Annotated in this window: 15 protein-coding genes and 1 pseudogene; 8 read left to right on the forward strand and 8 right to left on the reverse strand. The window is 69.6% G+C overall.

The window, feature by feature from the left end; all coding sequences use genetic code 11:
* Window positions 1-16: 16 nt before the first annotated feature.
* The 6 genes and pseudogenes from CEK65_RS19835 to CEK65_RS19860 form a co-directional block, all read right to left on the reverse strand.
* Window positions 17-331: a GIY-YIG nuclease family protein gene (locus CEK65_RS19835; RefSeq protein ID WP_152182756.1), complete on the reverse strand. Its 315-nt coding sequence runs from the start codon at window positions 329-331 to the stop codon at window positions 17-19.
* Between the two features lie 92 nt (window positions 332-423).
* A pseudogene (locus CEK65_RS19840) lies at window positions 424-531 on the reverse strand (LysR family transcriptional regulator); the annotation flags it as partial.
* A 321-nt stretch (window positions 532-852) separates the two neighbouring features.
* Window positions 853-1926 carry a 3-deoxy-7-phosphoheptulonate synthase gene (locus CEK65_RS19845; protein WP_017914859.1) on the reverse strand — a complete coding sequence of 358 codons (1074 nt, stop codon included), beginning with the start codon at window positions 1924-1926 and terminating at the stop codon, window positions 853-855.
* Between the two features lie 450 nt (window positions 1927-2376).
* A complete protein-coding gene (locus CEK65_RS19850; RefSeq protein WP_226980661.1) occupies window positions 2377-5289 on the reverse strand; it encodes a TonB-dependent receptor in 2913 nt (970 codons plus the stop codon).
* Between the two features lie 842 nt (window positions 5290-6131).
* Window positions 6132-7778 carry a chaperonin GroEL gene (gene groL / locus CEK65_RS19855; protein WP_010340980.1) on the reverse strand — a complete coding sequence of 549 codons (1647 nt, stop codon included), beginning with the start codon at window positions 7776-7778 and terminating at the stop codon, window positions 6132-6134.
* A gap of 147 nt (window positions 7779-7925) precedes the next feature.
* Window positions 7926-8213 (reverse strand): co-chaperone GroES, encoded by a 288-nt coding sequence (locus CEK65_RS19860; protein WP_010340979.1) that lies wholly within the window; start codon window positions 8211-8213, stop codon window positions 7926-7928.
* Window positions 8214-8493: 280 nt separating this feature from the next.
* Between CEK65_RS19860 and CEK65_RS19865 the strand changes: the two genes are divergently transcribed.
* From CEK65_RS19865 to CEK65_RS19880, 4 genes are all read left to right on the forward strand, one after another.
* Complete coding sequence (locus CEK65_RS19865) at window positions 8494-10272, forward strand: endonuclease (RefSeq protein WP_017915833.1); 1779 nt, start codon at window positions 8494-8496, stop codon at window positions 10270-10272.
* A gap of 120 nt (window positions 10273-10392) precedes the next feature.
* Window positions 10393-10725 (forward strand): divalent-cation tolerance protein CutA, encoded by a 333-nt coding sequence (gene cutA / locus CEK65_RS19870; RefSeq protein ID WP_152182758.1) that lies wholly within the window; start codon window positions 10393-10395, stop codon window positions 10723-10725.
* A 4-nt stretch (window positions 10726-10729) separates the two neighbouring features.
* Window positions 10730-13027: a protein-disulfide reductase DsbD gene (locus CEK65_RS19875; RefSeq protein WP_152182759.1), complete on the forward strand. Its 2298-nt coding sequence runs from the start codon at window positions 10730-10732 to the stop codon at window positions 13025-13027.
* Window positions 13024-13617 (forward strand): TlpA disulfide reductase family protein, encoded by a 594-nt coding sequence (locus tag CEK65_RS19880; RefSeq protein WP_152182760.1) that lies wholly within the window; start codon window positions 13024-13026, stop codon window positions 13615-13617. Before CEK65_RS19875 ends, CEK65_RS19880 begins: the two co-directional genes overlap by 4 nt.
* A gap of 234 nt (window positions 13618-13851) precedes the next feature.
* Here the strand turns inward: CEK65_RS19880 and CEK65_RS19885 are convergent, their stop codons facing one another.
* Together CEK65_RS19885 and CEK65_RS19890 are read right to left on the reverse strand one after the other, a co-directional pair.
* Window positions 13852-15249, reverse strand: a complete 1398-nt coding sequence (locus CEK65_RS19885; protein ID WP_152182761.1) for an FAD/NAD(P)-binding protein — start codon at window positions 15247-15249, stop codon at window positions 13852-13854.
* A 428-nt stretch (window positions 15250-15677) separates the two neighbouring features.
* Entirely contained in the window at window positions 15678-17633 is a 1956-nt protein-coding gene (locus CEK65_RS19890) for a beta-N-acetylglucosaminidase domain-containing protein (protein WP_043093539.1), read from the reverse strand.
* 311 nt (window positions 17634-17944) lie between these two features.
* Here CEK65_RS19890 and aroQ point away from each other — a divergent pair, with 311 nt between their 5' ends.
* The 4 genes from aroQ (at window position 17945) to accC (ending at window position 20780) form a co-directional block, all read left to right on the forward strand.
* Window positions 17945-18391, forward strand: a complete 447-nt coding sequence (aroQ, locus tag CEK65_RS19895; RefSeq protein ID WP_017914420.1) for a type II 3-dehydroquinate dehydratase — start codon at window positions 17945-17947, stop codon at window positions 18389-18391.
* A 92-nt stretch (window positions 18392-18483) separates the two neighbouring features.
* Window positions 18484-18966 (forward strand): acetyl-CoA carboxylase biotin carboxyl carrier protein, encoded by a 483-nt coding sequence (gene accB / locus CEK65_RS19900; protein WP_148827977.1) that lies wholly within the window; start codon window positions 18484-18486, stop codon window positions 18964-18966.
* A 17-nt stretch (window positions 18967-18983) separates the two neighbouring features.
* A complete protein-coding gene (locus CEK65_RS19905) occupies window positions 18984-19361 on the forward strand; it encodes a four helix bundle protein (RefSeq protein WP_026143397.1) in 378 nt (125 codons plus the stop codon).
* Between the two features lie 54 nt (window positions 19362-19415).
* Window positions 19416-20780: an acetyl-CoA carboxylase biotin carboxylase subunit gene (gene accC, locus CEK65_RS19910; RefSeq protein WP_010343850.1), complete on the forward strand. Its 1365-nt coding sequence runs from the start codon at window positions 19416-19418 to the stop codon at window positions 20778-20780.
* Window positions 20781-20861: the final 81 nt, after the last annotated feature.

Here is a 20861-nt window from a genome sequence, read left to right on the forward strand (position 1 = left end):
GGGGGTGAGACGGTATCTACGACACCGCTGCGGATTCGGCGGTCGCTTGCAGGTTGTCGGCGCCAGATGCGGTCTCGGGCGCGGTCAGGAACGCCAGCTTTCGGCCGCGCGGCAACTGCTTGAGCACGTACTCGGCGCGCGAGGCGGCGGCGCGGTCGGGATAGGCACGGCTTGCCAGCAGCCGCACCGGTGGGTTGGCGCGGGTGTACTTGGCACCGGCGCCGCGCAGGTGCGCCTGGAAGCGTGCCTGCAGGTCCGGGGTGATGCCGGCGTAGTAGCTGCCGTTGCGGCATTCGAGCAGGTACAGGAACCAGGGCGAGTCGGCGGCCATGCAGGCATTATCGACACGGTGACCGTTTTCGCCAGCAGCGGCGTCCGCACATGCGCGCATGCGACTCGGGCAGCACCTATCGGTCAGACCCCGATGTCGGCCAACGCTGCGCTGGCGGCATCGGCCAGTTGCCGATCTTCGGCGGTCAGCTTCACCCCACGCGCATGGCGCTGGAACAGCGTTGCGCCGAGCAGGGCCTGGTGCGTCCGGCAGGCGATCGCCGCTATGCCCCCGGCCCATCAATGCGCGGCTTGTATATCCCATCGCGCCACTTCCACGCCGTCGCGCTGAACCGGCGACAACAGGTCTTAACGCCTCGCCAACACCTTGCCAGCCGCTGCCACACACCGGCATACCGTGGTCACCGGATGGGCGGATAACGTCATCACCGGCACGCAGCCGTCGATACCGAAGCTCTCTCCCTTCGCATTCGGCGGCGCGTCCGGCCCCTCTTCCGGGCCTCCCCCGCCCCCCAACGCACGCAGCCGGTCAGGCTGCGTGCGTTTCTCCCACCACCGAGCTCAGGCCGCCTGCGCCACGCGCGCCTGGCGCCGTGCGCGTACCGCCTGCGCCAGCCGCTCAAGCACCTGCACCGAGGTATCCCAGTCGATGCAGCCGTCGGTGATGCTCTGGCCGTAGACCAGCGGCTGGCCCGCGACCAGGTCCTGGCGGCCGCCGCGCAGGTGGCTCTCGACCATGGCGCCGACGATGCGGGTCTGCCCAGCCTCGAGCTGGCGGGCGATGTCCTCGATTACCTTGGGCTGGTTGTCCGGGTTCTTGCCGCTGTTGGCGTGGCTGGCGTCGACCATCAGTCGCGCCGGCAGGCCGGCCTTCTCCAGCACCTGCGCCGCCGCGGCGACGCTGTCGGCGTCGTAGTTGGGCTGGGTGCCGCCGCGCAGGATCACGTGGCAGTCCGGGTTGCCGGCGGTGGCCGCCACCGCGGTCTGCCCGTCCTTGGTCACCGCCAGGAAATGATGCGGATGCGAGGCCGCGCCGACCGCATCGACCGCGATCTTGACGTCGCCGCTGGTGCCGTTCTTGAAGCCCACCGGGCACGACAGGCCAGAGGCCATCTCGCGGTGCACCTGGCTCTCGGTGGTGCGCGCGCCGATCGCGCCCCAGGCCACCAGGTCGGCGATGTACTGCGGCGAGATGATGTCGAGGAACTCCACGCCGGCCGGCAGACCCAGGCGGTTGATGTCGCGCAGCAGGCCGCGCGCCAGGCGCAGGCCCTTGTTGATGTCGAAGCTGCCGTCGAGGTTGGGATCGTTGATCAGGCCCTTCCAGCCGACCGTGGTGCGCGGCTTTTCGAAGTACACCCGCATCACGATCTCCAGCGCATCGCCGTAGGTCTCGCGCAGCGGGCGCAGGCGCTGCGCGTACTCCATCGCCGCGACCGGGTCGTGGATCGAGCAGGGACCGATCACCACCGCCAGGCGGTCGTCGCGGCCGTGCAGGATCTCGTGCAGCGCCGCGCGCGCGGCAGTGACGGTCTGCGAGGCCTCCTCGTCGCAGGGCAGCAGCGCCTGCAGCTGGGAGGGTGGGGTCAGCGGTTCGATCTTGCGGATGCGCAGATCGTCGGTGTGCGGGGCCATGTGCGTGTCTCGTCGGGGGGCTGGGTGGGGGCCAGATCCGGCGGCATGAAAAAAGCCGCCAGGTTCGCTGGCGGCTTTCGGGATTGCGGCTGAAGTGTCCTTCAGGGTGAACGCGATCCTTCCTCCGCCAGCGGCATCGGAAAACCGTAATACCAAAAGTAAAAGCTGCGGCAGGAAGCGTTCATGGGACGTAGTGATAGCACAGGGTTTGCGGCAGCGCCACAGTTGCATCAGCAACTTGTGGCGCCGGAAAAGGGGAACCGGGAATGGGGAATCGGAAAAGCGGTTCAACGCGGCGGTAGGGCCATGATGTCGCCGTCATCGCGTAGGAGCCTTTGACGCGTGGGTTCTTACGTGGCACTGCGCGCTCCGGACCCTCACCCCAACCCCTCTCCCGGAGGGAGAGGGGCTAGAGCGCATCCCGAATCCCGACTCCCCATTCCCGGCCCCTCAGAAATCCAACACATATTCCATCGCCACCTCGCGGCCGATCGCGTCGTACAGGGTGGTGTTGTAGAACTGGTAGCCGTAGTAGCGCTCCTTGTTGTCGTAGCCGACGGTATCGAGCACGTTGTTGATGTACAGGTTGACCTTCATCTTCGGGGCGATGCGGTAGCCGGCGGTGAGGTTCCAGTACAGCGCCGGGCCGACGCGACCGAAGTAACGCGTGGTGCTCTCGCCGAAGTGGCGGTTGCCGCTGTCGGTGACGCGGCAGGCGTCGGAAGGGCTGGGCTGGTAGCCGTCGTCGAAGCGGGTGCAGGTGCCCCAGTTCACCGCCTGGGTGGAGCCGAAACGCTTGGCGTACACGGTCAGGTCCAGCGGGCCGCCGTTCTCCCAGTGCACGCTGCCGCGCAGCTTGCTGCGGATCTTCTTGTCGCGCAGGTTCTTGTCGTCGTCGGTGCGATAGGTCTGCTCGTGGTAGCCGATCAGATTATTGTAATCCAGGGTGAAGCTGAAGTTGCCCCAGCGCGCGGTGTTGAAGCGGTACTTCAGCGAGGCATCGACGCCGGACACGTGCATCTGCGCGATGTTGATCGGCCCCTGCTCGATGCCGGTGACGCGGCCGGCGGCATCGCGCGCCACGCGCGAAAGGATGCGCGCGCAGTACTCGGCGCCACCGGGATTGACCCACACGCCGCCGGCGGTGGTCAGGCCGGTGCGGCAGCCGGCTTCGGCGCTGAGCACCTCGTCGCGATTGAGGTCCTTGATCATGTCCTGCAAGCGAATCCGGTAGTAGTCCGCGGTCAGCGACAGGCCCTCTGCGATGTCCCAGACGAAGCCGGCGGTGACCGAGCGGCCGTGTTCCGATTCCAGGTCGGGCGTGCCGCGGCGATTGACCTGCATCAGGTAGAACACGTCGCTGTTCTCGGCACTGCAGCCGCCGGTGAGGTAGTAGCCCTTCTGGATGCAGCGGTACTGATCGATCACGGTCTGCTGGGTGGAGCTGGGTTCGCCGAGCACGTAGTGCATGTCCGGGGCGCGGAAACTGGTGGCGACGCTGCCGCGCAGCAGCAGCGTGCTCAGTGGCCGCCACTCCAGGCCGGCGCTCCAGGTGGTGTCGCGCTGGGTGCCGATCGCCGCGCCGAGGTCGCTGCCGTAGGCGCGATAGTCGCCGTAGCGGTCGTGGCGCGCCGCCAGGCTGGCGTTGAGCGTGGACAGCAGCGGCACGTCGAACTCGATGCCGCCGGAGTAGCGCAGGCGCTCGCCGCCGCCGTAGTCGACCACGTCCAGCGGATAGCAGGTGTTGGCGCAGGGGTCGGGCGACAGCCGGTAGCCCTGCTTGGCCACTTCGCCGACCGCGGCGAACTTGATCGGTCCGGCCCAGCCCTGCAGCAGCTCGCCGGTGATGTTGGCGCTGGCCTGGTTGACCCAGGAATCGGCGCGGTTGTGCGCCTTCACCGCCAGGTCGTTGTACTGCGCGCCGGTCAGCGGCTGGTACCAGCGTTCCTCGTTGAGATCGTAGATCGGCGTGCCGTCGGCGGTGCTGCCCAGTTGCGGGCCGAGGAAGTAGGCGGTGGCCTTCTGCGTGTCCACGGTGCGCACGTATTCGTCCACGGTGTAGCGCGCGCGGCCCACCGCCACTTCCCAGTCGAAGCGATCGGCGAGGCGGCCCTTGAGGCCGGCACTCAGGTCCCAGGACAGTTCCCTGGTGGTGTTGGCCAGGTTCTTCCAGCCGCCGGATTCGTAGCGGGTGAGCTGGCGGATCGCGTACAGGTCGCGGTCGCTGCCGGTGTCGTGGAACGGGCCGAGGTAGACGTAGGGCGGGTCGTAGGTCCAGTAGCCGACGCTCTTGGTCGTGGACAGCGTGCTCCAGGCCTGCACGCCGTTGTCGAAGTCGAAGGTGCCGTACAGATACGCCGAGCCGCTGTCGCCGCCGCTGGCGGCCAGCCAGTCGGCGTAGTCGTGTGCCATGCCGCAGTAACCGCCGAGGTTGCGCACGGTGTCGCTGTTGTAGTCGTAGCTCAGCCGCTGCGCGTCGACGAACTGGCCGCCGAAGCGTGCGCAGGTGCCGCTGGGCGGCGCCAGGCGCGTGTTGTTGCCGGCGTCGACCAGGCTCAGGCCGGTGAACGGATTGAAGCCGTACTTGCGCGCCTGCGCAGTCCAGTTGCTGTAGGACTCGTCGTCCTGGTCGTCCATCTTCGGCCGCTCGCCGACCGACAGCGGATCGCGCCGGGTCCACTGCAGTGCGTAGGTCAAGTTCCACGTGTCGCCGCTGCGCCCGCCGACCCAGGACAGGTCGACCACGTCGCGCCCGCCGGCGGTGGCGGTGCCGCCGCGCAGGCGCACCTGGTTGCCCTCGTAGCCTTGCTTGAGGATCACGTTGATGACGCCGGCGACCGCGTCCGAACCGTAGATGGCCGACGCGCCGCCGGTGAGGATCTCGATGCGCTCCACCGCCGCGGAGGGGATGTTGGCGTAGTTGGCGAAGTTGCTCTCGCCGGCGTACGGCTGCGGATAGTCGGCGACGCGGTGGCCGTTGACCAGCAGCAGGGTGCGTCCGGGGCCAAGGTCGCGCAGGCTCACCGGCGAGGCGTTGGGCGTGTGCGAGCCGTACTTGGTGTCGGCCTCGACGCTGCCCTGCTGGTTGAGCGTGCTGAGCACGTCGTAGACGGTAAGGAAACCTTCCTGCTGGATCTGCTGCGCGCTGATCGTCAGCACCGGTTCGGCGCCCTCCACCTCCGAGCGTTTGATCCGCGAGCCGGTGACCACGACCTGACCGAGGTCGGTGGTGGCGGCGGCCTTGGGCGCGGCGGTGTCGGCGTCCTGCGCGCGCGCCTCGCTGGCGCCGTACAGCGCCAGCACGATGCCGAACGCGAGGGTGGTGGATGAGCGAAGTGGCATGCGGTGTCCCCGGCAGCGGATGGAAGCAGCGCCGTGCGAACACGACCTGCGGCGCCCTCTTCGCTGCGCCGCGCCCACGACCGTGCTGCGCATGCCGCAGGCACGCGCCACCGTGCGCCGGCCGCGACGCAAACAAAAGGACGAACATGCGGGCGTGCAGATCCCCCTGGACGCCCGTGCGTCCTAACCTGCATGGCGCTGAAAACGCTGTCAACACGCGGCTACAGCGCACTTGTAGACGATTGCACGTTGTGCGCGATTCGCCGCGCAGCGCGTCGATTCTCGCCGTATCGCCACCGCAGGCCGTGCCAGCCGCACCTCTGGCGGAGACGCTGCTGGGCAACGATGGACTGCATGCGCATCGCGATCGCGTGCCCCTCTCACGTTGGGAGAGGGGTCGGGGCGAGGGTCCGGCGCGCAGCGTCTCGTGGTGTTTGAGGTGCATGGAGCGAAGCCTGCATTCGCGTCCGTCCGGTTGGGTCACTGCCGCCTGGCACGCCTGTGCCGCGCCTCGGTCGGGAAGATCGCACAAGCCCGGCACAGGCAGCTTCCATGACCCGCTTCGCTGCTTACCGCAGCTCGGCGAGAAACGCCGTCGTCCTCGCGGGAGCGGCTTCAGCCGCGACAGGCATTCCCGGTAGCGCCTCGTCGCGGCTGAAGCCGTTCCTGCGCATGATCCTGCGTCCTGACGGGAAGCTCGCTACAGACGCGCGCCAAGCGGATGCGCCAGCGGCGCGGCCGGCAGGTTGGTCAGCGTGCGAGCGCATCGGCATGCCCCGATGTCGATGACACAAAAAAAGAGCCCCGCATCGCTGCGGGGCTCCTTTCGACTGCGTGGAACAGGTCGGCCGAGGCCGGCTGGATCAGAAATCCATGCCGCCCATGCCGCCCATGCCGCCGCCCATGCCGCCCGGAGCGGCCGGCTCTTCCTTCTTCGGGGCCTCGGCCACCATCGCTTCGGTGGTGATCATCAGGCCGGCGATCGAGGCGGCGTTCTGCAGCGCCGAACGGGTCACCTTGGTCGGATCCAGGATGCCGAACTCGACCATGTCGCCGAACTCGCCGTTGGCGGCGTTGTAGCCGAAGTTGCCGCTGCCTTCCTTGACCTTGTTGAGGATCACGGACGGCTCTTCGCCGGCGTTGGTGACGATCTCGCGCAGCGGCGCTTCCATCGCGCGCAGCGCGATCTGGATGCCGTGGGTCTGATCTTCATTGGCGCCCTTCAGCTCGCCGATCGCGCTCAGCGCGCGCACCAGCGCCACGCCGCCGCCCGGGACCACGCCTTCTTCCACCGCCGCACGGGTCGCGTGCAGGGCGTCTTCGACGCGCGCCTTCTTTTCCTTCATCTCGATCTCGGTCGAGGCACCGACCTTGATCACCGCCACGCCGCCGGCCAGCTTGGCCACGCGCTCCTGCAGCTTCTCGCGGTCGTAGTCCGAGGAGGTCTCCTCGATCTGCGCCTTGATCTGCTTGATGCGCGACTCGATCGCCGAGGTGTCGCCGGCGCCGTCGATGATGGTGGTGTTCTCCTTGGAGACCTGCACCTTCTTGGCGCGGCCCAGGTCCTTGATGGTCGCCTTCTCCAGCGCCAGGCCCACTTCCTCGGAAATCACGGTGCCGCCGGTCAGCACGGCCATGTCTTCCAGCATCGCCTTGCGACGGTCGCCGAAGCCCGGGGCCTTGACCGCCACGACCTTGACGATGCCGCGGATGGTGTTGACCACCAGGGTCGCCAGCGCCTCGCCTTCCACTTCCTCGGCGACGATCAGCAGCGGCTTGCCGGCCTTGGCCACGCCTTCCAGCACCGGCAGCAGGTCACGCACGTTGGAGATCTTCTTGTCGTGCAGCAGCACGAACGGGTCGTCCAGGTCGGCCTGCTGGCTCTGCTGGTTGTTGATGAAGTACGGCGACAGGTAGCCGCGGTCGAACTGCATGCCCTCGACCACGTCCAGCTCGTTCTCCAGGCCCGAGCCTTCCTCGACCGTGATCACGCCTTCCTTGCCGACCTTCTTCATCGCGTCGGCGATGATGTTGCCGATCGACTCGTCGGAGTTGGCGGAGATGGTGCCGACCTGGGCGATGGCCTTGTCGTCGGCGGTGGGCTTGCTGATCTTCTTCAGCTCGGCCACGGCGGCCACGACGGCCTTGTCGATGCCGCGCTTGAGGTCCATCGGGTTCATGCCGGCGGCGACCGCCTTGGAACCTTCGCGGATCAGCGCCTGCGCCAGCACGGTGGCGGTGGTGGTGCCGTCGCCGGCGTTGTCGGAGGTCTTGGACGCGACTTCCTTCACCATCTGCGCGCCCATGTTCTCGAACTTGTCGGCCAGTTCGATTTCCTTGGCGACGGAGACGCCGTCCTTGGTGATGGTCGGGGCGCCGAAGCTCTTCTCGAGCACGACGTTACGGCCCTTCGGGCCCAGGGTGGCCTTGACGGCATTGGCGAGGATGTTGACGCCGCGCACCATGCGCGAACGGGCGTCTTCACCGAAACGGATATCTTTGGCAGCCATGTTGAGTTACCTCGGGAATAGGGAATGGAGAACAGGGAATAGGCAGATCAAGAGCGGGCGGTCGGGACGGGACGGAAATCGCGGGCGACGAAGGCGCCTGACCGATTCCCGATTCACCATTCCCGATTCCCGCGATCGGCGGCGCTCTTAGCCGACGATCGCCAGAACGTCGTCTTCGCGCAGCACCTTGTACTCGACGCCTTCGGCCTTGTAGCTGGAACCGGCGTACTGGCCGTAGATGACCTTGTCGCCGACCTTCAGCGCCGGGGCGCGCACGCTGCCGTTGTCCAGCGGCTTGCCGGCGCCGACGGCCACGACTTCACCCTTGGTGGACTTTTCCTTGGCCGAATCCGGGATCACGATGCCGCCGGCGGAGATTTCGTCGGCTTCGATCGGCTTGACTACGACGCGGTCGTGAAGCGGCTTGATGCTCATTGAGTGAGACCTCTTAAGTGATTGATTGGTCTAGGAAAGGCCGGCGATGTTAGCACTCGCCCATGACGACTGCCAGCAACGCTCGCGAAAAAACCCGGTAGCGCCGGGATGCGCCTGATGTAGTGCCGTGGCCGGGGCTTTCAAGGGCGGGAGGCAAAAAATTTTTGCCAGGAACGTGCATTCGGTGGCAAGCAGTGACCGAATCCCGTCACAGTGTCACAGAGGCAGGCTAGGCTGAGCGCGGACCCAGGGGGGGATCCGTCACCAAAAGGAGTTGTCGATGAAGCCATCCGCCGTTGCGCTGCCGCTGGCCTGCCTGCTCGCCCTTGCCGGGCCGGCCCAGGCCGCCGTATTCATCAATGAATTGCATTACGACGATGCCACCGCCGCCGGCGACACCGGCGAAGGCGTGGAGATCGTCGCCACCGCCGGGGAGAGCCTGAGCGGCTACCGCGTCTACCTGTACAACGGCAGCAACCCGGGGTCGGCCACCGTCTACGCCAACAGCGCGGTGCCGGCCGGCAACCTGGTCAGCTGCGGCGGGCAGGTACGCATCGCCACCGTCAGCTACGCCAGCAACGGCATCCAGAACGGGCCCAACGACGGCCTGGCGCTGGTCGACGGCAACGGCAAGGTGGTGCAGTTCCTCAGCTACGAGGGCGCCATCACCGGCGGCGGCGGCCCCGCCGCGGGCATGACCAGCCAGAACCTGCCGGTCAGCGAGAGCAACAGCACCCCGGCCGGCACCTCGCTGCAGCTGCGCGGCAACGGCAGCGCCGCGGCCGACTTCAGCTGGAGCGACAGCGCCACCAGCACCTTCGGCGCCTGCAACAACGGCCAGACCTTCGCCGGCGGCGGCGGCGGCAACGCCGCGCCGACCGTGACCGCCACCACCCCGACCCAGGGCGCCACCGACTTCCCCGCCGCCGGCGACCTGGCGGTGACCTTCAGCGAGGCGGTGAGCCTGGCCAGCGGTGCGTTCGGCCTGAGCTGCCAGCAGTCCGGCAGCGTGGCGCTGACCTACCCCAGCAGCGGCACCCAGTTCGCGCTGTCCACCAACACCGCGCTGAAGGCCGGCGAGAGCTGCACCCTGAGCATCGTCGCCGCACGCGTGAGCGATGCCGACGGCGCGCATCCGGCGCAGGATCGCAGCGTCGCCTTCAACGTCGCCAGCGGCTCGGGCGGCGGCGGCAATGGCGCCGGCAGCTACTACTCGCGGGTCAACACCTCCAGCCCCAGCCAGCTGCGCTGCTCGCTGCACGAGACGATCAAGGGCCACACCGTCTATCCGTACAGCAGCAGCTCCGGCACCGACACCTGGGCCATCCTGGAGATCGCCGACGAGGATCCGAACAACAGCCAGCGCGTCCTCGACGCCTACCGCAACCGCAGCTATGCCAAGGGCACCGACCGTGCCGGCAGCGGCAGCGGCCTGAAGTACAACCGCGAGCACAGCTGGCCGAACTCGCTGGGCTTCGGCACCGCCACCGGCAACAAGGGCCTGCCCTACGCGCCGTACACCGACACCCACATGCTGTACCTGACCGACGCCACCTGGAACGCCGACCGCGGCAACAAGCCCTACGCCAAGTGCGACAGCAACTGCGGCGAGCGCGCCACCGAGGCCAACGCCGGCTTCGGCGGCGGCAGCGGCCGCTACCCGGGCAATTCCAACTGGGTGCGCACCCCGGACGGCAACAGCGGCACCTTCGAGGTGTGGGACCACCGCAAGGGCGACATGGCGCGTGCGGTGATGTACATGGCGATCCGCTATGAGGGTGGCGTGGATGCCAAGACCGGGCAGTCCGAGCCGGACCTGGAGCTGACCGACGACCGCAGCAAGATCGTCAAGACCTCGTCCTCGCCGGCCTACATGGGCCTGCTGTCGACCCTGATCGCGTGGAGCCAGCAGGACCCGCCGGACGACGCCGAGCGCGCCCGCAACGAGGTGATCTACAGCTTCCAGGGCAACCGCAACCCGTTCATCGACCACCCGGAGTGGGCGACCTCGTCGCTGTTCACCTCGGCCAAGCCGGCCAGTTGCCAGTTGCTCAACTGAGCCGTGGTGCCTCGCCCGCTGCGGCTGCAGCGGGCCGGGATTAGGGATTGGGGATGCGCGGCGGCCGGCCGCGGACCGGCGCCGCCAAAGCGCGGCCGGCATCCCTATACTGTCGGCCGCATGTCCGTGCCCGCCCTCCGCTTGCTGCTCAGCACCTGCCCCGATCCGGCCAGCGCCGCGCGGGTCGCCCAGGCGCTGGTCGACGAACGCCTGGCCGCCTGCGTCAGCCGCCTGCCCGGCGTGCAGTCCACCTACCGCTGGCAAGGCGAGGTGGAACAGGGCGAGGAAGTGCTGCTGCTGATCAAGACCGCCGCCGACCGCCTGCCCGCCCTGCGGCAGCGGCTGTGCGCGTTGCACCCCTACGAGGTCCCCGAACTGGTCGAACTCGAGGTCGCCGGCGGCCTGCCGGCCTACCTGCAGTGGGTGCATGCCGAAACCCGTGAGGAACCGTAAGCCGATGACCCTGCTGCACCGCCTCGCCGCCCTGTGCCTGCTGGCCGTGGCCGCCTTCCCCGCCCTGGCGATCAGCGAAAAGGACCTGCTGCCGGTGGACCAGGCCTTCGCGCTGAGCGCGCAGGCGCCCGAACGCGGCCGCATCGCGCTGCACTGGGACATCGCCAAGGGCTACTACCTGTACCGGCACCGCATCGCGGTGAAGGTGATCGGCGGCTTCAAGCCCAACCCGACCCTGCAGTTGCCGGCCGGCCACAAGAAGACCGACCCGTACTTCGGCGAGGTGGAGACCTACCGCGACGAACTGAACGCGGTGCAGAGCGGCGTCGCCGATCCCGGCACCAGCCGCGTGCAGTTGGAGGTGCGCTACCAGGGCTGCGCCGATGCCGGCGTGTGCTATCCGCCGCAGAAGCGCTTGCTCGAGGTGACCCTGCCGGCCGCCACGGCCGCCACCGATCCCGCACCGGCACTGCCGCCGCCGGCCGCGACGGGCGGGCTACCGGGCAGCGGCCCGGGCGCCGGCAACGGCGCCAAGCCGCTGTTCGGTCCCGGCCCCGGCACCGCGGCGGTGCAGGGCCTGCCGCTGCCCTCGGACCAGGCGTTCCAGTTCGAAGCCATCGTCGGCGACGGCAATACCCTGCTGCTGCGCTTCACCCCGGCGCCCGGCTACTACCTGTATCGCGACCGCACCGCGCTGGCGCTGGAGGGCGCGCCCGGCATCCGCACCGGCATGCCGCGCTGGCCCAAGGGCAGCTCGCACCAGGACGAACACTTCGGCAACGTGGTGGTGTACTTCGACCAGACCGAGGTCACCGTGCCGCTGCAGCGCCAGCGCGCCGACGCCACCGCCGCGACCCTGGTGGCGACCTTCCAGGGCTGCCAGACCGACGGCATCTGCTACCCGCCGATGACCCGGCGGGTGAAGCTGGCGCTGCCCAAGGGCACCGTCACCCCGGCCGACCAGGCCGAGGTCAGCCCGCTGCTGGTGACGCCGCTGGACAGCCGCCAGGCCGACGCCAACGACGCGGCCGCGGCCACCGCCGCCGACGCCCTGCCGGCGACGCCGGACGCCTCGGCGCACAACGCCGCGCGCAGCGCCGCACCGCCGCCGGCCACGCAGAACCTGCTGTGGATCCTGCTGCTGGCGCTCGGCGGCGGCCTGCTGCTGAACCTGCTGCCGTGCGTGCTGCCGATCCTGTCGCTGAAGGTGCTGGGCCTGGCGCAGAGCGGCGAGAGCCGCGGCCGCGCCCGCAGCCATGCGCTGTGGTACACGCTGGGCGTGCTCGCCTCCTTCGCCGTGGTCGGCGGCATCGCCGTGGCCGCGCGGCTGCTGTGGGGCTTCCAGCTGCAGCGCCCGGGCTTCGTCGCGGTGCTGGTGTACCTGATGTTCGTGGTCGGGCTGAGCCTGTCGGGGGTGTTCACCCTCAGCGCCAACCTGGGTGGCGTCGGCCAGTCGCTGTCCACGCGCAGCGGTCCGGTCGGCGACTTCTTCACCGGCGTGCTGGCCTGCGTGGTGTCCAGCGCCTGCATCGGCCCGTTCATGGGCCCGGCGCTGGGCTATGCGCTGACCGCGCCGCCGGCGATGGCGATGCTGGTGTTCCTGACCCTGGGCCTGGGCCTGGCGCTGCCGTTCCTGCTGATCGGCTTCGTGCCGTCGCTGGCCAGGCGCCTGCCCAAGCCGGGCGCGTGGATGGAGACGCTCAAGCAGGTGCTGGCGTTCCCGATGTACCTGAGCGCGATCTGGCTGCTGTGGGTGCTGGGCAAGCAGCGCGGCGTGGACGCGGTGGCGCTGCTGCTGATCGGCGCCACCCTGCTGGCGCTGGGCCTGTGGTGGTTCGAGCGCGCGCGCTGGCGCGACCACAAGACCGGCATGCGCCTGGCCGCCCTGCTGCTGCTGGCCGCGCTGGTGCCGGCCTGGGGCGTGACCCGGCTGCCGCCGCCCAGCGCCAGCGTCGAGCGCAACACCGTGGCCTATTCGCCGCAGATGCTCGACCGCCTGCGCACCGACAACCGCGTGGTGTTCGTCAACATGACCGCCGACTGGTGCGTCACCTGCAAGGCCAACGAGCGCAACGTGTTCGACAGCGACGCGTTCCGCGACACCATCAAGCGGGTGGATGCGGTGTACATGAAGGGCGACTGGACCAACGAGGATCCGCGTATCAGCGCCTTCCTCGCCGAGCACAAGGCGGTGGGCGTGCCGCTGTACGTGGTCTATGGCCCTGGCGCGCCGCCGACGGTACTGCCGCCGGTGCTGAGCCAGGCGGTGGTCGAGGACGCCCTGCTGCGCGCGGCGCGATGACCCCCGCCAGCGCGCGCCTGCTGGCGGTCGCCGCGGTGGCGGCGGTGCTCGGCGTGGCGGCGGCGCACTGGTGGGAACGGCGGACGCCGGCGCTGGCCCCGGCAACGTCCGCCACGGCCAGCGGCCATGCGGCCGCGCCGCCGGTCGCCGCGGCGCGCCCGGGCGATCCCGCCCCGGCGCTGCGCCTGCCCACGCTCGACGGCGGCCACCTGACGCTGGCCCAGTTCCGCGGCCGGCCGCTGCTGGTCAACGTCTGGGCGAGCTGGTGCGAACCCTGCGTGCGCGAGATGCCGGAACTGGACCGGCTGGCCCGCGCGCAGCCGGCCGACGGCCTGCAGGTGCTGGGCATCGCCCTGGACCGCGCCGAGGACGTGCGCGCCTTCCTGCAGCAGGTGCCGATCGGCTACCCGATCGCGCTGGAGACCCCGGGCCCGGCCGACGCCAGCGTGCGCCTGGGCGACACCCAGGGCCTGCTGCCGTACAGCGTGCTGATCGACGCCGACGGCCGCATCGTCAGGCAGAAGCTCGGCCCGTTCACGCCGGGCGAAGTGGAGGGCTGGGTGGGCGGCGGCGCGCAGCCGACGCAGTAGCCGGCGAGCCAGCCGCCGATGCGCGCCCTTGTGGGAGCGACGTCCGCGTCGGCGACGCATTGCCGATAGCGCTGTCGCGACTCAACTCGCGCCTCCCAAGCGGCTTGCGGCGAGCCTGCCGGGTGCACTGTGGGAGGGACTTCAGTCCCGACGCATTGCATTATCGGGAAAGCGCACTGCAGCGTCGTGAGAGTTGCCTCCCACGCCACGTCCACGCCGCACTGGATCAGTCCGCTAAAACGCCTGCCGCTGGCGTGCTTCGCCAACACTGCCATTCCCGGTCCGCATCTGCGCCAGCGTCGCCAGCTCCTCGGCCAGGCGCTGCGCGGCGGTGCGCAGTTCCGGCACCGCGGTGATCTCCCACAGCACGCCACGCAGCAGCGGCCCGATGCAGTACAGCCCGGCGACCCGATGGCCGCTGCCGTCGCGCACCCGCAGGCGCTCGTCCACCTGCAGCCCCAGGCCCAGTGGATCGGCCTGCAGCAGGCCGGCGTCGCGCATCGTGGCGACCAGCGGATGGCTGGTGCGGGCGACGTCGGTGTCCAGCCCGGTGGCGCGGATCAGCACATCGAAGTCCTCGGTGCACGCGTTGCTGCTGGCGCGATCGCGGATCACCGCTTCCACCGCGGTCTCTCCGAGCCGCGCGCGCAGCAGGCGCCCGGCGCGGATGCGCAGCTGGCCCCGCGCCTGCAGTTGCGCCAGCGCGGCCGCCGCGGCCGGCGCCAGCCGATGCCGCGCCGCTTCCCAGTACGGCCGCAGGTGGCGCAGGAAGCGGGCGCGCGCCGCCGGCGCCAAGCCTTGCCAGAACGGCTGCAGGTGCGGACGCAGCGCATCCACCACGCAGCGCCAATCCTCCACCACCGTGGTCAGTTGGCGCAGGCTGCGCACCAGACCGCGCAGGTCGTGGCTGCGCAGCGCCTGCACGACGCTGGGCGGCAGGCTCACCGGCGCGCCCGGCACCGCCAGGTGCGCCTGTGGCGCCAGGCCGCGCCGCGACAGCGCGGTGATCGGGCCGCGGTGTCCGCGCCGACGCAGGGTCAACGCCACATCGGCCATGGTCAGGCCTGTGCCGACCAGCAACAGCCGCGCCTGCGGCGGCACCTCGTCCAGCACGCCGTCCTGCCACGGCCAACCGATGTAGCGGCGATGCACCGCCAGGCGCGGGCCGATGCCCGGCAGCGCCGCCGGCGGCAGCGCGCCGATCGCCAGCACCACCACGTCGGCGACCACGGCCTCGCCATTGGCCAGGAACAGGCGGAAGCCGTCGGGATCGCGCTCCACCGCCACCGCCTCCTCGCTCACTCGCGCCACCTCGACCGGCGACGCCGCCAGCGCGTCGTCCAGGTGCTGCTGCAGGTAGCGGCCGTACAGCAGCCGCGGCAGGAACTGCAGGCGTTGCGCGGCATCCAGCTGCAGGGCGTCGGCGAAGCCACCCGGCTCCTGCGGATCCACGCCCAGGTCCTTGGCGCGCACGTTCAACACGTGTTCCGGCCGCGCCGCACCGTAGGCGATGCCGCGGCCGTAGGTGTCGGCCACGCCGACCAGGGTGATGTGGCGGGCGGCGCCCTGCCTGGCCAGCGTCGCGGCCAGCACGTTGCCGCAGAATCCTGCGCCGATGATCGCAATTCGCATGGCTCGCACCTTGGCCGGTCGGGCGTTCTTTGTGCCCGGGATGTCCGCCGGAGGTGTAAACCCTCGGTTAATGCGTGCGCAGATCGCCATGGCAATGCGGCATCAGCACATGGGCGATGTCCATGAGCCAGGCTGCACGGCGATCGGCAAGGCCGAGCCGAAGGCCGCTGACGCCGCGGCAGACACAGAAGCGCTCGGCCCGCACGTACCGACGGCGCCACCCTCGCGGCTCGCGGCTGCGGCCTCCTCGCGCGGCGTCGCCACGGGGCCGATCAAGCTCCGCGCATTCTCGCCGGCAACGACGCCGTCCGCCGCCTCGTGTCGGACACTGCGCGGGCCGCATCGGCAACGTGCCGCGCCGGACCCGGCGTGTGCCACGCAACAGGTGAGCCGTCGGCAAGGAGCGCCGTGGTGCGCCGATCCGGGCGCTAACGCCCTGTCGGACGCTGCACCAGGCTGGGCGCATCGGCGACGAAGGTGTCGAGCACGCCGTCGGCGACCTTGACCGGGCCGCCGAAACGGGTCGCGCCGGGGATGGACGGGATCGCCGCGGCCTGCGCGGCGAGTTGCCCGGCGGTGGCGAAGGCCTGCTCGGCCGCCGGATCGCCGGCCAGCGCCTGGTTCAGCCCGTCCACGCTCAGGCGCAGCGCGCGGCCCCATAGCGCGGTCGCGTCCAGCCATGGCGCTGCCTCGGCCACGAACGCGCCGGTGGTGGTGCCGGCACGGATGCGCTGCGGTGCCGCCACCAGGTCGTCGGCGGCGCGGCCCAGCGCGGCCAGCGCCGCGCTGCGGGCAGCCGGATCGCCGTCGGCCAGCGCGTCGCGTGTCGCATCGATCAACGCCTTGAGCCGCGGCGCCTGCGGCTGCCAGGGCAGATGGCCGAAGGTCGGTGCCAGGTGCTGGGTGTCGAAGAAGGTCAGCAGCGCGTCGGCGACCTGCGCATCGCCGCCGGCCAGATCGCGCGCGGCCGCGCGCCAGGTGCGTTGTGCGTCGTAGCCGCGGTCGTTCCAGGCGAAGGCCAGCAACCCGGCTACCGCCGGCCGGCTGGCCACTTCCTGGTTCATCGGATTGGACACGATGCCGCTCAATTCCGCCGACAGCCCGGCCTGGCGCCGATCGTACGGCGCCAGCAGCAGGCGCCCGGCGGTCTCGGCGAAGTCGTTGACCGGATAGTTGTCCCACAGCAGGGTCTTGCGCCCGAACGCCTTGGTGGCGTTCTTCGCGTCGCTCACCGAGATCGACGCCGGAACCACGTCGGTTCCGGTCCACTGCACCACCACGCGCGGATCCAGCGCCTTGCGCAGCGTGGCCTTGTACGGCGATTCGGTGACGTTGTAGTACTCGGTCGGCACCATGATCAGCGCACCGTGGCCGGCCGCGGCGATGTCCGCCTGCACCGCGTTGAGCAACCGCGCCTGCGCGGTGGCCGCGGCCTGCTCGCCGGCCGGGCCGAACGCGGTGGCGTCGCCTGGGCAGTTCCACTTGGTGTATTCGATGTCGTCGAAGGCGATGTAGAAGCTGCGCACGCCGCGCGCGCGCAGCGCGGCGAACTTGCGCCGGATCGCCTGCAGGTCGGCCGCATCGCTGTAGCAGATCGACGGACCCGGCGAGAGCGCGTAGACGAAGTTGATGTGCTCGCGATTGGCGACCGCGGCCAGCTTGCCCAGCGCCGCCAGCGTGGCGGCTGGGTACGGCGCGCGCCAGCGATCGCGCGCGAAGGCATCGTCCTTGGGGCTGTAAATGTAGGTGTTGGCCTTGAACCGCGCCAGGAACGCCAGGTGCGCGGCGCGCTCGTCCATGCTCCAGGGCTTGCCGTAAAAACCCTCGATCGTGCCGCGCACCGGCATCGCCGGCGCGTCGGTCACCGCCACCGAGGCGATGCGCCCGGGCGCGACCAGTTGCCGGAAGGTCTGCGCCGCGTGGTACAGGCCGGCGCCGTCGCGGCCGGCCAGCACGATCCGCGCGCCACCGCCGCTGGCCACGCTGCCCAGCGCATAGCCTTCCGCGCGTTCCGGCACGTCCAGGTCGACGGCGGCCAGCGCATCGCGCACCGGCGCCGCGTCGACGGTGCCGAGCACCACCGACACCGCCTGCGGGTCGTGCGGCAGCGTGCTGGCGCGGCGGATGCGGGAAACGCCGGCCTCGCGCAACACCGCGCGCACCAGCGTGTCGGTGGCCGGGTCGGCCTTGCCGGCCTGCACCAGCACCACCGACGGCCCCAGCGGCAGCTCCGGCCCGAGCAGGCGCAGCGCGGTCGGCGCCGGGTACACCGCCGGCAGGGTGGCCGGCGCCGCCGCCAGCGCGGGCGCGGTCGCCCCGGCCAGCAGCGCGAACGCCAGGATGTGGCGGCCAAGGCCGCAACGGCCAATACGCTCGGTTCGCATGCGCCTACCCTCGACTGGTATTTCAGTGATTTTGAAATGGTATATACCACTTCCGCCGGCGCGTCGACGCGCGGCGGCGATGGCGCTGCAATGTGGCCGGCCCATGCTGCAGCGACACTTGCATGGTCCGCGCAAGATGCGACATAACCGCAGGCAGTGGCGCGGCCCGTCGTCGGCCCGCCATGCCTGCGCTGACGCGACGCAGACCGGCGAAAAATCAAACATTTGTTTAAAACACCCGCAACTTCGCCGAACTGGACAGCAATGCCGGCTTCGCGCAGACTGCCGCCCTTTCCGCTGCTTTGTTCCCGATGGCGCGACTGCTGCTGCTGCATGGCCCCAACCTCAACCTGCTCGGCACCCGCGAGCCGGGCGTGTACGGCCATGCCACCCTGGCGCAGATCGATGCCGCGCTGCTGGCCCAGGCCAGCGCCGCCGGCCACACGCTGGAGAGCCTGCAGTCCAACGCCGAGCACGTGCTGGTGGACCGGGTGCAGGCCGCGCGCGGCGACGGCACCGCCTTCATCCTGATCAACCCAGCCGCGTTCACCCATACCTCGGTGGCGCTGCGCGACGCGCTGGCGGCGGTGGCGATCCCGTTCATCGAGATCCACCTGTCCAACCCGCACAGCCGCGAGCCGTTCCGCCACCACAGCTATTTCAGCGACCACGCGGTCGGTGTGGTCTGCGGCTTCGGCGCCGACAGCTACCGCTACGCGATGGACGCGGCGCTGACCCGCCTGGGAGCGGCCGCATGAACCGCGCCCACACCCAACCGGCACCGCATACCCCCGTCTGAGTCCCCGGGCCGCGCGCCCGGTCTTTTTCAAAGTCACCTCACGAGGCCGTTATGGATCTCCGCAAAATCAAGAAACTGATCGACCTGCTGGAAGAATCGAATCTCGCCGAGATCGAGATCAAGGAAGGCGAGGAAAGCGTGCGCCTGGCGCGCACCCCCAAGGGCATGACCGCCAGCGCGCCGCAGTACGTGGCCGCCGCCCCCGCGGCCGCGCCGGCCGCCGCCGCGCCGATGCCGATGAGCTCGCCCACCGAGGCCTCCACCGGCGGCAGCGCCAAGCCCGGCAACGCCCTGCCCGAGGGCCACGTGCTGCGCGCGCCGATGGTCGGCACCTTCTACACCTCGCCGGCCCCGGACAAGCCGGCCTTCGTCAGCGTCGGCCAGGCGGTCAAGGCCGGCGAGACCCTGGCGATCATCGAGGCGATGAAGATGTTCAACCCGATCGAAGCCGACGTCTCCGGCACCATCGTCGCGATCCTGGGCGAAAGCGGCCAGCCGGTGGAGTTCGATCAGCCGTTGTTTGTGATTGGCTGAGACGCTGGGAATCGGGAGTGGAGAATGGGGAATCGTCAAAGCGACCGCACGAGCGGCTCGACGTCTGGCGTGACTCCATGGATCTGGTGGAAATGATCTACCGCCTCTCCGAAACGTTTCCGGCGACGGAACGTTTCGGGCTGACGGCGCAACTGCGCCGTGCAGCGGTCAGCATCCCCGCCAACATCGCCGAAGGCGCGGCACGCCGCTCCACTCCCGAATACCTGCGTTTTCTGTCGATCGCACGTGGCTCGCTGTCCGAGGCCAGCACGCACCTGCAGATCGCGCGCCGGCTCGACTACACCTCCGACATCGCGGCACTCGACGGATTGATCGATACGATCTTCGCCAAACTGACCGCATTGATGAATGTTCTGAGCAAGCGCGGAGATTGACGATGCACGCCGTCCTCCATTCCCGATTCTCCATTCCCAATTCCCGGCCTTCCCATGCTCGATAAAGTCGTCATCGCCAATCGCGGCGAAATCGCGCTGCGCATCCTGCGCGCGTGCCATACGCTCGGCATCCGCACGGTCGCGGTGCATTCCACCGTGGACCGCAACCTCAAGCACGTGGCCATGGCCGACGAGTCGGTGTGCATCGGCCCGGCGCCCTCGTCGGAGAGCTACCTCAACATCCCGGCGCTGATCGCCGCGGCCGAGGTCACCGATGCCCAGGCCATCCACCCCGGCTACGGCTTCCTGTCGGAGAACGCCGACTTCGCCGAGCGCGTGGAGCAGTCCGGCTTCATCTTCATCGGGCCCAAGGCCGACACCATCCGCCTGATGGGCGACAAGGTCGAGGCGATCCGCGCGATGAAGGCCGCCGGCGTGCCGTGCGTGCCCGGCTCGGGCGGCCCGCTGGGCGAGGACATCGTCGCCAACACCAAGATCGCCCGCGAGATCGGCTACCCGGTGATCATCAAGGCCGCAGGCGGCGGCGGCGGCCGCGGCATGCGCGTGGTGCATTCGGAGGCCGCGCTGAAGGCCGCCATCGAGACCACCAAGTCCGAGGCCAAGGCCGCCTTCAGCAACGACCAGGTGTACATGGAGAAGTTCCTGGAGAATCCGCGTCACGTGGAGATCCAGGTGCTGGCCGACGGCCAGGGCGGCGCCATCCACCTGGGCGAGCGCGACTGCTCGATGCAGCGCCGCCACCAGAAGGTGGTGGAGGAAGCGCCGGCGCCGGGCATCACCGAGGAACTGCGCAACGAGATCGGCAAGGTCTGCGTGGACGCCTGCATCCGCATCGGCTACCGCGGCGCCGGCACCTTCGAGTTCCTGTTCGAGAACGGGCGCTTCTACTTCATCGAAATGAACACGCGCATCCAGGTGGAGCACCCGGTCACCGAGCGCATCACCGGCATCGACCTGGTGTGCGAGCAGCTGCGCATCGCCGCCGGGCACAAGCTCAGCATCAAGCAGAAGGACATCGTCCTGCGCGGCCATGCGATCGAGTGCCGCATCAACGCCGAGGACCCGGAAACCTTCATGCCCAACCCGGGCCTGATCACCGGCTTCCACCCGCCCGGCGGTCCCGGCGTGCGCGTGGACACGCACATCTACAGCGGCTACAAGGTGCCGCCGAACTACGACTCGATGATCGGCAAGCTGATCGTGCACGGCCCCGACCGCGAGACCGCGATCGCGCGCATGCGCGTGGCGCTGAGCGAGATGGTGGTGGACGGCATCAAGACCAACATTCCGCTGCAGCAGCGGATCATGCGCGACAAGGGCTTCCAGGCCGGCGGCCAGAACATCCACTACCTGGAAAAGCGCCTGGCCGAGCGCAAGAACAAGTCGATCGCCTTGTAGGAACGGCGGGATTCGGGATTCGGGATTTGGGATTCGCTAAAGCCGGCTTCGGATCGATGCCGGCGAGCGCGAAGGTTGCGG

Source organism: Xanthomonas sp. LMG 12459 (assembly GCF_009192905.1).
Taxonomy (GTDB): Bacteria; Pseudomonadota; Gammaproteobacteria; order Xanthomonadales; family Xanthomonadaceae; genus Xanthomonas_A; species Xanthomonas_A sontii.

What these genes read in the sequence shown, in the direction of transcription:
- CEK65_RS19835 (WP_152182756.1), bottom strand. Translation starts at nt 331, where the DNA reads ATGGCCGCCGACTCGCCCTGGTTCCTGTACCTGCTCGAATGCCGCAAC.
- CEK65_RS19845 (WP_017914859.1), bottom strand. Translation starts at nt 1,926, where the DNA reads ATGGCCCCGCACACCGACGATCTGCGCATCCGCAAGATCGAACCGCTG.
- groL (WP_010340980.1), bottom strand. Translation starts at nt 7,778, where the DNA reads ATGGCTGCCAAAGATATCCGTTTCGGTGAAGACGCCCGTTCGCGCATG.
- CEK65_RS19860 (WP_010340979.1), bottom strand. Translation starts at nt 8,213, where the DNA reads ATGAGCATCAAGCCGCTTCACGACCGCGTCGTAGTCAAGCCGATCGAA.
- CEK65_RS19865 (WP_017915833.1), top strand. Translation starts at nt 8,494, where the DNA reads ATGAAGCCATCCGCCGTTGCGCTGCCGCTGGCCTGCCTGCTCGCCCTT.
- cutA (WP_152182758.1), top strand. Translation starts at nt 10,393, where the DNA reads ATGTCCGTGCCCGCCCTCCGCTTGCTGCTCAGCACCTGCCCCGATCCG.
- CEK65_RS19875 (WP_152182759.1), top strand. Translation starts at nt 10,730, where the DNA reads ATGACCCTGCTGCACCGCCTCGCCGCCCTGTGCCTGCTGGCCGTGGCC.
- CEK65_RS19880 (WP_152182760.1), top strand. Translation starts at nt 13,024, where the DNA reads ATGACCCCCGCCAGCGCGCGCCTGCTGGCGGTCGCCGCGGTGGCGGCG.
- CEK65_RS19885 (WP_152182761.1), bottom strand. Translation starts at nt 15,249, where the DNA reads ATGCGAATTGCGATCATCGGCGCAGGATTCTGCGGCAACGTGCTGGCC.
- CEK65_RS19890 (WP_043093539.1), bottom strand. Translation starts at nt 17,633, where the DNA reads ATGCGAACCGAGCGTATTGGCCGTTGCGGCCTTGGCCGCCACATCCTG.
- aroQ (WP_017914420.1), top strand. Translation starts at nt 17,945, where the DNA reads ATGGCGCGACTGCTGCTGCTGCATGGCCCCAACCTCAACCTGCTCGGC.
- accB (WP_148827977.1), top strand. Translation starts at nt 18,484, where the DNA reads ATGGATCTCCGCAAAATCAAGAAACTGATCGACCTGCTGGAAGAATCG.
- accC (WP_010343850.1), top strand. Translation starts at nt 19,416, where the DNA reads ATGCTCGATAAAGTCGTCATCGCCAATCGCGGCGAAATCGCGCTGCGC.